Source organism: Bacillus sp. DJP31, assembly GCF_049310945.1.
Taxonomy (GTDB): Bacteria; Bacillota; Bacilli; order Bacillales; family SA4; genus Bacillus_BS.
Genome location: NZ_JBMERO010000047.1, coordinates 1 through 10,989 on the forward strand (window position 1 = coordinate 1; position 10,989 = coordinate 10,989).

Annotated in this window: 13 protein-coding genes; 11 read left to right on the forward strand and 2 right to left on the reverse strand. The window is 29.6% G+C overall.

Going from position 1 to position 10,989, the window contains the following annotated elements:
- From ACOI1C_RS21465 to ACOI1C_RS21515, 11 genes are all read left to right on the forward strand, one after another.
- On the forward strand, positions 1-596 hold a 596-nt coding region (locus ACOI1C_RS21465), incomplete at its 5' end, for a hypothetical protein (protein WP_422512621.1).
- Between the two features lie 4 nt (positions 597-600).
- Positions 601-1,035 (forward strand): hypothetical protein, encoded by a 435-nt coding sequence (locus tag ACOI1C_RS21470; protein ID WP_422512622.1) that lies wholly within the window; start codon positions 601-603, stop codon positions 1,033-1,035.
- Positions 1,032-1,757, forward strand: coding sequence for a hypothetical protein (locus ACOI1C_RS21475; RefSeq protein ID WP_422512624.1), 726 nt, complete (start codon positions 1,032-1,034; stop codon positions 1,755-1,757). The genes ACOI1C_RS21470 and ACOI1C_RS21475 overlap by 4 nt, the downstream gene beginning before the upstream one ends.
- Before the next feature lie 606 nt (positions 1,758-2,363).
- Positions 2,364-3,242, forward strand: a complete 879-nt coding sequence (locus ACOI1C_RS21480; RefSeq protein ID WP_422512625.1) for a helix-turn-helix domain-containing protein — start codon at positions 2,364-2,366, stop codon at positions 3,240-3,242.
- A 298-nt stretch (positions 3,243-3,540) separates the two neighbouring features.
- Positions 3,541-4,083 (forward strand): TlpA family protein disulfide reductase, encoded by a 543-nt coding sequence (locus ACOI1C_RS21485; RefSeq protein ID WP_422512626.1) that lies wholly within the window; start codon positions 3,541-3,543, stop codon positions 4,081-4,083.
- 210 nt (positions 4,084-4,293) lie between these two features.
- Positions 4,294-6,084 (forward strand): ABC transporter ATP-binding protein, encoded by a 1,791-nt coding sequence (locus ACOI1C_RS21490; protein WP_422512628.1) that lies wholly within the window; start codon positions 4,294-4,296, stop codon positions 6,082-6,084.
- A 30-nt stretch (positions 6,085-6,114) separates the two neighbouring features.
- Positions 6,115-6,681, forward strand: a complete 567-nt coding sequence (locus ACOI1C_RS21495) for a MauE/DoxX family redox-associated membrane protein (protein ID WP_422512629.1) — start codon at positions 6,115-6,117, stop codon at positions 6,679-6,681.
- Positions 6,682-6,694: 13 nt separating this feature from the next.
- A complete protein-coding gene (locus ACOI1C_RS21500; RefSeq protein WP_422512631.1) occupies positions 6,695-7,225 on the forward strand; it encodes a peroxiredoxin family protein in 531 nt (176 codons plus the stop codon).
- 404 nt (positions 7,226-7,629) lie between these two features.
- A complete protein-coding gene (locus ACOI1C_RS21505) occupies positions 7,630-8,253 on the forward strand; it encodes an ABC transporter permease subunit (RefSeq protein WP_422512632.1) in 624 nt (207 codons plus the stop codon).
- A complete protein-coding gene (locus ACOI1C_RS21510; protein ID WP_422512633.1) occupies positions 8,250-9,248 on the forward strand; it encodes an ABC transporter permease in 999 nt (332 codons plus the stop codon). The genes ACOI1C_RS21505 and ACOI1C_RS21510 overlap by 4 nt, the downstream gene beginning before the upstream one ends.
- Positions 9,249-9,264: 16 nt before the next feature.
- The gene (locus ACOI1C_RS21515) at positions 9,265-9,618 is read left to right on the forward strand and encodes a hypothetical protein (RefSeq protein WP_422512635.1); all 354 of its coding nucleotides are present in this window, start codon (positions 9,265-9,267) and stop codon (positions 9,616-9,618) included.
- A 452-nt stretch (positions 9,619-10,070) separates the two neighbouring features.
- Here the strand turns inward: ACOI1C_RS21515 and ACOI1C_RS21520 are convergent, their stop codons facing one another.
- Both ACOI1C_RS21520 and ACOI1C_RS21525 read right to left on the reverse strand, forming a co-directional pair.
- On the reverse strand, positions 10,071-10,433 hold the full coding sequence (locus ACOI1C_RS21520) for a hypothetical protein (protein ID WP_422512637.1): 363 nt from the start codon (positions 10,431-10,433) through the stop codon (positions 10,071-10,073).
- A complete protein-coding gene (locus ACOI1C_RS21525; protein ID WP_422512636.1) occupies positions 10,391-10,966 on the reverse strand; it encodes a helix-turn-helix domain-containing protein in 576 nt (191 codons plus the stop codon). The genes ACOI1C_RS21520 and ACOI1C_RS21525 overlap by 43 nt, the downstream gene beginning before the upstream one ends.
- Positions 10,967-10,989: the final 23 nt, after the last annotated feature.

Genomic DNA, 10,989 nt, shown 5'->3' on the forward strand with positions numbered 1-10,989 from the left:
ATCTTCGTGTGAATTCTCATATTCTAGAAAGAAAAACATACGGCGTTATATTTTGGCTTTCAAGTAAAGACGATATGGAAAGAGATATCGTGAAGGAAGTTTATAATTTTAAAAATACAGAAGGTCTTAATTTTGGTCCAATATATTTGGTTGATAATAAGAGAGCTAACTTTCTAATAAAATCTATTAAATATACAATTGCAAATTATGGTGATGTAAACTTTTTCTATCATCCATCTGGATATAATGAAAATAGCCCTTATGAAATAAGAAATTATGGGGATAAGCTACCAGTTCAACTTATTAATTCCTCTATACTACCAATAAGAGTCGAGAAAATGGACAGTGGTCCAAAATTATTATTATTTGTTAATGAGAGCTTCAGTGATAATTCATTTAGAAGAATAATAGGATTAACAAGTAGAATAACTAAAGGTTGGACTAAGCAAGTAGTTATTTTATTCCCTGATTATCTTGAATTAGAACACAAGAATATTGTTCAACAGGTTAAAAGGCAATTCGACCATGAAGATTTTGTTGTGACGGTAACAGTACGCTCTTTTAATGGAAATATTACAACTTTAGGTGAGGAGTAATTTAATGAGTGAGAAATACATTCAAATAAAGGAAAGCGCAACATATCAGTTAGACGTTGAGACGATACTTCCATTTGGAGACAATTTAAGACCATTAATTGCAAATTCTACGATACTAACTGATAGTGATTTAAAAAATTTTCTTGCTCAAAAGGGTGTATTTACAAGTAGTAGTGATAGAAAAGATACAATCCCATTGTTATCAATGAGTTTATTAAGTCCAAATGAATTTGAACAACTTAGGGAGAAACAGAGCGATAAAGAGGCTACAAAAAAAAGAAGAAACAGACAGTTAGAATGGAAGTCAAAGGAAGACTTACACACTGTCCTGAAACAATTTAGTTTACCTATTGAGAATTTAGTAGACAAAAAGTCAGCTAATTACAGAATCCTAAACTTTTACAGATTATCACCAGTTGATGGCAATAAGAACTATTGAAAGCTAATTTCGAAATCCAAAGGACAGATCTAACCAAAGATTGGGCTTCACAACAAAGTCGACATATTGGATCAATTGAACTTCAATTATCTGATGATAAGAAAACATTAAATATTGCAATGGAACATACAGCAGATGAAGTTCATGATATCAACGAAGTAGGGATAAAGCTAATCAAAGAATACCTAGTAAATAAAAACTTAGTTAATAATAAAAAGCTAAAAAAAATCTTATTTGGTGTCTTTGATAATGAAACTAGGGTCAAATTTTTATTAAACCTTACGAATGACCAGCTAGATGATTCAGATACGTTTGAGTTTAAGGAAATCACAGATGTAGATATTTCAATTGATAAAGATGTTGGTCTTCCAGAGAGGATAAGTTGGATGGAAGATAAAATTAAAAATTTGAAAATTAAAGGTGAATCACTGCATGAGACGGAACTACTTAAAAATCCAGCTTATCATAAAGCCTTGATTGTATCAGGAATTAAAGCAAAGTATTCTTTTAACAGCCCCTCTTCAAACGGTGAATGCACTTTTGAATTTGGTTTTCCTTCAAGAAAGAATATTCCAGATGAAAATTCGGAGTTTATTTATAAGTTGATAAATTTTAATTATAAATCGCCAAATAAAACCAAAGGAAAGGTTCAAGGATTTTTGTATGCAAAATTTGATAATTTCAAATCGAATGCACAAACACATATAAAATCATTGAAATAATAGAAGTAGAAGAAGATGTTAATGATTTATACCTAAAAAAATTCTATTATTATCAACTCTTTTCTAACTATATAGTAAGAACCTAGACTAGATATGCTATGAAATGTTGAGTGGTCTTACTTCTTAATAAAAAATATAAACACGAGACTATGTCTCGTGCTTATTGTTTTTTACATCTAAGCCAATAGTACTTTAATCATCCTGATATTTCACAGGATGAATTTTACTTTTAATTCTAAAAGTGTTTAGAAAAAATCATATTTAGGGTTTTCGACTTTTGGAAGTTAAATAAGCACTAATATTCTGGAAATTAAAATAATATTGAATTATCTTCTATTATAGTAGTAATGAACTATGTATTTGAAATCGAATGATTTCCTCCTATTAAATCATCTTCTGAACAGATAATCATTATTTCTTCTTCGTTAGTAACCTGTACAGAATTTAGCGAAGTGAAGAATAAAGATATACTAAAGAAAGTTGTTAGTAATATTTTCATTATTTGTATCTCCTAACCATATTTAATAGTTTAATTATTTCATAATACTACACTAACTTAAATAAGCACTTGTGCATATTTGAATACATCGACTGGAGGAGATTTTAATGGAGGATATAAGTAAAAATATTAAATATTATAGAAAAAACTTAGGCTTAACAAGAAAAGAATTAGCAGAAGGTGTTTGTGATGAGTCAACCCTATTTCGTATTGAAAAGGGAAATCAATTACCTAGAGTAGATGTGCTAATCAATTTATGTAAGAAATTAAATTTACCAATTGAATATATTGTTAATGGAATAAACTCTGATGAAGTAAAAATGTTAAAGGATATTAAAAGGTTATGTAGAGGATATGTTTATGACATGAATTATGTTGGGTTACGTTATATAATTGATGAATTTCATAAGTTAAAAGATAGACATACACTGGGTTTAAATCTTGATATTCTAGATAGATTTATTAAGTGGCACGAGGCAATTTTAGTTCATGAGGATGAGAAAGATAATATAACTGCTGAAAAGTTGCTTCTTGCAATAAATAATTCAAAGCTAACCACAGAAATTGATATTGGAATTGCAAATTCTCTTGGTTTAGTTTGGTTATCTTTAAATAAAACAGATGATGCATTTTGTATTTTCAAAGATGCATTTACATCCCTTAGTAGATTACCGATTAAAATGGATTTAACGATATACCCAAGAGTAGGATACAATTTAGCTTTTTGTTATTACAATCAAAAAGAATATGAAGAAGCTATCGGTATTGCTTATAGTTTATTAAGTTATCTAGAATCAAATCAATTAAGCTTTATATTGGGAAAGACTCATCATATGATAGGGATATTAAATAAAAAAAACGGATATTTTCAGTGTGCTGAAGAACACCTGAAAAAAGCCCAGTATTTGTTTTATATTGAAGATAAAAAAGAGTATTACGAAAAAGTAGTGGAAGATATTCAGAAACTAAATAATAAAATTATTTAAATACGCGAAAAGACTATTGAAAATTCAATAGTCTTTTTCTATTTATAAAATGGTTGTTTAAATTGAAGGGTATTTTCTAGCTACCCTCGTAAAATGACGAAACACAATTAATTATTGAATGTAATAGAATTATGAATTTACAAAGTAAGGATTTAAGGATGACGAAATAAATTCTATGTCTAATTTTCTCAGAATTTTGGTTAATTTGAAGAATCGTGCATAAATGCATATATATTAACAGAAAATACTAAATTATAATTATTTTATAGATTTAAAAGCATAAAGAAAGGGAGTGCACATGGATAATATATCGATCATTTTTATTCTAGTAATGGCATTATTAACTTCAATAATTTTTTCGCTATATTTAATAGAGTTCAAAAAGTTCATGCATGAGGTCATACAACTTCCAAAATCACAAAATAAGGTTGAACCTAATAAACTGATTGGAAGTAGCATATATGAGTATATACCAAAAGAAATATTACCTAAAAATTCCTTTTTTGTTGTTGCTATAACATCATATACATGCTCATATTGTCACTCTGCACTTGAAGAATTTTTGTTGGAAAATAAAAAATATAATCTGCCTATTATTAATATCTTGAAAGCTGAAAGTATATATGAAATTGAAGAATTCGCAAAAATTTATGGGAAAGAAATTCCATTAATGAAATTGCCTTTGGAGTTTATTGAACTCTGGAATATTAAAAGATATCCAACATTTTATTTAATAAATCAAAATGGGGAATTCATTCAAGAATCTGGTTCGGTAAAACAACATTTTAACATGTACTCAGCATATTTGAAAGGGGGTGAACTTAATGCCATATCCATGTGATAGCGGGACTAGAAAAGGTTTTTGCGGAGAAACTTGCTTCAGAAATGATAGTACAGTTGGTAGAGTATATTTTATTGAGTATTACGATTCAGCAACAGGGCAACTTTGCAGCACAGACATAGTAGGATGTTTATGTTAGTAGCTTAAATTAAAAGACCAGTATAAAAAAAACTGGTCTTTTAATTTTAATTCGTCATCAGGAGAGCAAAAATGAAAATTAAATTTTTAAAAAGGGCAATAAAACTGGTTTGGGACAATGCGAGATATTGGGTATTAACATCTATTTTTGTAAGTTTAATTAAGGGATTCCTTCCTCTAGCTTTTTTATGGGTAACCAAATTATTAATCGATGAAGTTTCAAATGTTTTAGTTGATTCTTCTTCAGATTACAAGATGCTATTTTTTCTATTATTTCTTCAGTTTGTTCTGTATGTATTTCAATCATCAATTCAAAATTTAAAAGAAATAATTGATACTGATGCTGAATTGAAGATCGATTTGCAGGTAGGTAAATTAACGGCAAAAAAATCTATAAATGTTCCTTATTCAACTTTCGAGTTGCCTGAGTTCTTTTATCACCATAATCGAATAAAGGGAGACTATGGATCAAAGGTTCTATCACCAATAAAAAGTGCTTTTAGCATAGTTGAGTTTTCCATAAGTTTGTTATCTCTCTTAGGTTTTCTGCTTTTGTATCATTGGATACTAGTTCTAATAAGCATATTAACAGCAATTCCTATTCTCTTAATTAAATCAAAGTTTGGTAATAAAAAATTTCATCTTCTTCGCTACCAGACTCCAAGCGCCAGAGAGTCAAACTACCTTCGTGAATTATTACATGATAGAAGTGCTGCAAAAGAAGTAAGAATATTTGATATAGGAACTTCTTTAATTCATAGATGGGAATCAATATCTTCTAAAAACAACAAAGAAATGTTACATCTTTTAAAGAAGCAGAAATTTGCGTACATAGCATTAGACGCCGTAAGTTCCTTTTTTTATGGTGTAACAGCACTTGTATTAATTTGGTTAATTCATAGTGGAATGATAAAAAAAATAGGAGACTTTGTTGCTTTAGGACAAGCGTTTTTAGGTGCACAAAATTCAATAAATATGATTAGTACCAATTTAGCGAGGATATACGAAGAAAGTTTGTATATTGAGGATCTTTTTAACTATCTTGATTACAGTGATAAAAGTAAAGCTCATGTGAATTTTTCCATTAATAAAGATTTTCCTACACCTTTAAAAAAGGGTATATACATTAAGAATTTACAATTTAATTACCCAGGTAGTGAAAAACCAGCTCTAAAAGGAGTAAATATTACTATTAAAACTGGGGAAAAGATAGCGATAGTTGGAGAGAATGGTTCTGGGAAAACAACATTAGTAAAATGTATATTGGGACTATATCAACCAACAGTTGGACAAATATTTTTTGATGAAGTAGAAAGTAGCAATATAAATCTCAATCAATTATGGGGGAAATTTACCGTAATTTTTCAAGACTTTATTAGATATCCATTTTCAGTGAGAGACAATATAGCTTTTGGTGATATAAAAAATTACGATGATTGGAATAAATTAGTTGAAGTATCAAAGACAATTGGAATAGATGATTTAATTAATTCTTGGAAAGAAGGGTTTTCTACAAAACTTGGAAAAATATTATATGAAGGAAGAGATTTATCTGGTGGACAATGGCAAAAAATCGGGCTTGCTAGAGCAATATTTCGGAATTCTGAGATATTTATATTAGATGAACCAACTGCTGCTGTTGACCCTAAGACCGAGGTAGAGATTTTTAGTAAATTTAATGAATTAACCTCAAACAAGACTTCTATAATAGTTACCCACAGAATGGCAGCTGCTAAGTTAGCAGATAGAATTTTAGTAATGAAAGATGGGGAGCTAGTGGAAGAAGGGACTCATGAAGAACTAATGTTGTCAAGAAGTGAATACTTCCACATGTTTAATGTTCAATCAAAATGGTATGAGTAAGTACACTCGTTAAGAAAGGTGGGAATAAGGGTGGTAACACTTTTAGTTCTTACGAAAGTAATGATAGCTACTATATTTATTACTTCTGGGTTTTCTAAATTCAGAAAAATGGATGAACATATTCGAATAGTTATGGAATATCAAATTCTTCCTAGAAAATGGACTGTACCCCTAGCTACAATTGAAGTGTATATGGAAATCATTTTCGGCTTTCTATTAATGATAGGTCTCCTTCAAAATATTGTTTTATGTTTCTTAATCTCTTTGTTAACGATATATAACTTGGCTATATCAATAAACTTAATTCGCGGGAGAAGTATGATTTCATGTGGATGTGGTGGAATAATTAACAACCACAAATTAACGTGGTTCCTTGTACATAGAAATTTGGTATTTATACTAGTGATTGTATGGCTTATTTTTACCGACCAACCTTTTGGTAGGGTTGACTCACTCTTCATGGGATATAGCTTCCAAGAAGTATTTCCTTCTTATATTTATTTTGAATTATTTTTATTATGGTCAATCATATTATTCTTTGCTGTAATAAAACAACTATATATTCTAAGGAGTCAGATAATTAGTCTGATAAAGTAGGAGGAATCGTATTGTGAATAAATGGCTTGAAATATCAAATATTTTATTATGGGTATTTATTATGGTTCAAATGGTCTTTATGTTTTCTTTAACAAAGTTGGTGAAAGAATTTCTTTTGCGTTTTCGTGTAGATAAAAATCAATTACAGGAATTGGAATTAAAAATAAATCAAGAAGCACCCTTATTCAGAATGAGAAATCACAAAGGTCAGATGGTGAAACTGGCTAATCATGAAACTGCTTATACAGTTCTAGTATTTGCTTCCAATACATGTTCTACATGTCATCGTGTAATTGAAAGCTTGTTAAACAGTGTATCTGATCATCGAATTATTATTATAAGTCACGATCAATTTGATCATGATCATATTAAGACCAATGCCAATATTCATTTTATTATTACAAAAGATATTATGGAGAATTACTTTGTTAAAAAAGTCCCATTTATTATCTTAGTAAATGAGGAAAACAAGATTGAAAACATCTCAGATGCTGCAAACATAGATATATTAATTCAAGAAATTTCTAAAGCAAAAGCTAGTTAGTCATAAGAATCAAGTGAAATTCATTCTTACCTCTACATATCCGTAAATTTATAATGTAATTTAAATTTTTTATTTTTTAAAAATTCACACAATATTCATTTCCATACTGTTAATTAGAAGTTTAAAAGGAATATACTTAACAGAGGAGTTTGGTTGGAGGTGATCCTTTGAATATACTGGGTTGTTTGAAGAGTATTATGGAGATTGTAATAAGCATTCTATTTATAATTTTAGTAGGATCATTTCCTTTTATGTTTAACGGGGAGAATATTGACTTTACTAGTTATATAAACGGTGTTAAGTTACTGGTACAATCAATAATATCATTGGATGTTTACTATTATTCCCTAACTTCCCCCCCACGTGAATTGTTCCCTGATGTATGGGAGCCCTATTTGTTTTCAATGTCGCTATTATTATTAACAGTTCTTATTTCAACAGTTACTGCGGTAGTGTTGACTATATCTATAACTCTACTACCTGATAAGTGGAGAAACAGGAGTAAGTTCATATTTTTTATTACGGAGTCTATCCCTGATATCTTTTTTGTTGTCGTAGTTCAAGCCCTTGTTATTTGGTTCTATAAGAAAACCGATGTCTTATTATTCAGTGTGGTGTCAGGGTATGAGGAACAAGCATTAACAATCCCGTTAATTACCTTATGTATCCTCCCAACATTTTTTATCGCTCGAATATTAACACTACGATTTAACGAAGAAAGAATTGAAGAGTATGTACAATTTGCTGTTTCAAAAGGACTAAGAAAAAGTGAAGTTATAATAAAGCATATTCTGCCTAATACTTTAGTAAACTTATTTTCTCAATCAAAATTTATTGTATGGTTTGTTCTCTCAAATTTAGTCATGGTTGAATATATATTTAATATTCATGGAATTACAGCTTTTATTATTCGATTTAGTTCACCAGAAGTTTTTACTTTGTGTGTTATTTTAATTTTTGTTCCATTATATATCATCATACTGATATTTCAAAAACTACTTCATTTTTGGGTAGGTGATCAAATTTGAAAAAGAAACTTGTAAAAAATTATTTATTTATAGTAGGTTTTTTGTTTATGGCTACATTATTCGTTTTTAGTATATATCATTATCTTATAATGAATAATGAAATTCCTCAGACTGGAATTATTTATAATGAGAAAGGTCAAGCCATTGGCTCACCCCCTTATGCACCATCTAAACAGTCTTGGTTTGGTACCGACCGACTAGGGAATGACCTATTTTATAAGATCATCTCAGGTGCAAAGTATACCATTGGGATAGCCGTTGGTATAAGTGTAATTAGAATCATGTTAGGTATGGCAATGGGATATCTTTTTTATACCCTAACTCCGTTTATTAAACGATTAATTAATAGTAGCACAGAGCCATTTAGGTATATTCCAGCAACTTTGTTTTGTTATTTTATTTTATTCCCAATTAATATCTCAAACGCCTTATCAGTCTCACAAAAAACGACTATTCAGATGATAGTTCTAATTCTAGTAGCTTTACCAACACTTTCTCATGTGTTCAAAGATGAATATACCCAAATTTCAAAAAAGGAGTTTGTATCCGCAGCAAGAATTTTTGGTGGAAATCACTTTCATATTTTTAAAAAGCACATGTTACCAATCTTAAAACCCCGTTTAGCTATTCAATTTGTCCAACAAATCATTCAAACCTTGCTACTACTTGCACACTTAGGACTGTTGAAAATATTTATTGGCGGTTCTGATTTTGCTGAACTCTTTAATGGGGAACCAGAATATGCATTATCAACAACAAACGAGTGGTCAGGTTTAATAGGGACTTACTTTTACCAATTAGCATTATCACCTTGGTTACTTGTAATTCCAGTTCTCTTTTTTGCTTTAACAATCCTATCAATGAATTTAATTCTAGAAGGTTTAAATCAATCGCAAGATAACAGATTAGAACGACCTATTGATAACAAATCCAACATAGATAAAAGAAAAATTCTTCATAAAGAAGCTTTTAAAATTATAGGTAGATCTAATTAAAAAGGGAGAGATAATTATGAAAAATTTTTTTGGTATTTTACTGATATTTTTAATTTTGACAGGATGCACTACTCATAATGAAGTAAAAGAAGTATCGGTTCAAGATACTGACTCAGAGTTAGTGTCTACTGAACAACCTATAAGAGCCTGGTTGAAATTAGAAAATGAACAAAAAAATGACCTAGTAATCAAGGTTTTTAGCGAAGAAGGATTAGAGATGAAAGATTATCAAGAGCATTTTAGAACAGTTATAAGTGAAATGGACAAGGGAGCAGCACATCCAAATAATCAAAATGTAACAATTCAACAAGCCTTAGAAAATCAATTTAAAAATGTTCAACTTTACATTAAAAACGCAGATGAGTCCTAAAAATAGGTAGTAGAAAATTTTATGTTCAATTAACAAAAGATAATTCTTCACTATTGAATGGATTTAGTGAAGTTGATAATATCGATGACTGAAATAGCTGGAGTAAGAAAAGGAGCGGAATTCCGCTCCTTTTTGACGGACAGATTATGCTTTTATCTGGTAGTGCTTGAAAAAACTAACTAACAGTTCATACTTTAATTTTTGTTTTATACCTCTGAACCAAACCCGTTACAAACAGAGTCAGAATCCATTTGTTTATTATAAATTTTTTCGATTTTAACTAAAAATTTACTTCATGATAAAATATGTCTTCTTTCCTTACACCAGGCAAGGCAATATTGAAGGATCCATAATTGAAATGTGATCGATAGTGTACAAATAAGTTACCGATAAGGATAACCCTCAACATTGATAAGTAGAGGGTTATTTTATATAAGTTAAGGATATACATTTTAAACATCATCTATAAAATGCCCCTTTTTCTCAAGAACCATATCAATATACTTTTCTCTAGATATGATTTGAAACAAGAATAAAGAGTTTTTGTAACAATCTTTAATTTCATTTAGACTTCTATTCAACTTCTCGTAGCACATTCCTTTTTGGAAATAAAGATGACCAATCATCGACATATCTTCGTGCATCTTAGAAATATTGATTCCTGTTTCTGCATGTTGATGAGAAGGGCTATATTCTCCTTGTAAGAAGTATAGCTTTGATAAATTATAATGGACCTTTATAAAAAATCTAGGATGTTGAGTTAGGAAGTTTTTTAGGTGAGGATTGTTATATATTGTTTTAAACCTTTTTGATATAACTTATTCTCAGCATATATTATTGCTATACTGTTCTGGATTTTAATATTGAGAAAGTCTTGTCCAAATAGAGGATGAGTTTTATCAAGTAGTTTCTCTAAATTATTTATGGCTTCTTCGAAATTAATTTTTTTTAAGTAATAGCTTGATAAAGTATGTGTCCATTTAATTAGTTGATCAAATTTATATCCCATTTTTCTGTTTTTCTCTTCTTGTGATAGTTCATTTGAACAGATTTCAAATACTTCCTCGTAATTCTTGTTTTTCAATAAATCCTCAAGATATTTCTCAGTCTCAATTATATAGTAATCCGTGTCACCTAAAAGTATTTTAAAGAGATAGGGCAAAGTCACTTTAAGTCTTATTGAAACGACATAGAATATGTCGACACTTGGAAATCCAAGACCTGACTCTATTCTACTAATTGCGGCTTGTGTGCAAACCCCGTTAGCCAGTTGAGACTGTGTTAATTTGTTTAGCTTTCTTAGTCGTTTAATCTCTTCCCCTAACGCAATGGCATCAAGTTCTATCATTATAATCACCTAATATAAGAAAT

What these genes read in the sequence shown, in the direction of transcription:
- ACOI1C_RS21470 (WP_422512622.1), top strand. Translation starts at nt 601, where the DNA reads ATGAGTGAGAAATACATTCAAATAAAGGAAAGCGCAACATATCAGTTA.
- ACOI1C_RS21490 (WP_422512628.1), top strand. Translation starts at nt 4,294, where the DNA reads ATGAAAATTAAATTTTTAAAAAGGGCAATAAAACTGGTTTGGGACAAT.
- ACOI1C_RS21505 (WP_422512632.1), top strand. Translation starts at nt 7,630, where the DNA reads ATGTCGCTATTATTATTAACAGTTCTTATTTCAACAGTTACTGCGGTA.
- ACOI1C_RS21515 (WP_422512635.1), top strand. Translation starts at nt 9,265, where the DNA reads ATGAAAAATTTTTTTGGTATTTTACTGATATTTTTAATTTTGACAGGA.
- ACOI1C_RS21525 (WP_422512636.1), bottom strand. Translation starts at nt 10,966, where the DNA reads ATGATAGAACTTGATGCCATTGCGTTAGGGGAAGAGATTAAACGACTA.
- ACOI1C_RS21480 (WP_422512625.1), top strand. Translation starts at nt 2,364, where the DNA reads ATGGAGGATATAAGTAAAAATATTAAATATTATAGAAAAAACTTAGGC.
- ACOI1C_RS21485 (WP_422512626.1), top strand. Translation starts at nt 3,541, where the DNA reads ATGGATAATATATCGATCATTTTTATTCTAGTAATGGCATTATTAACT.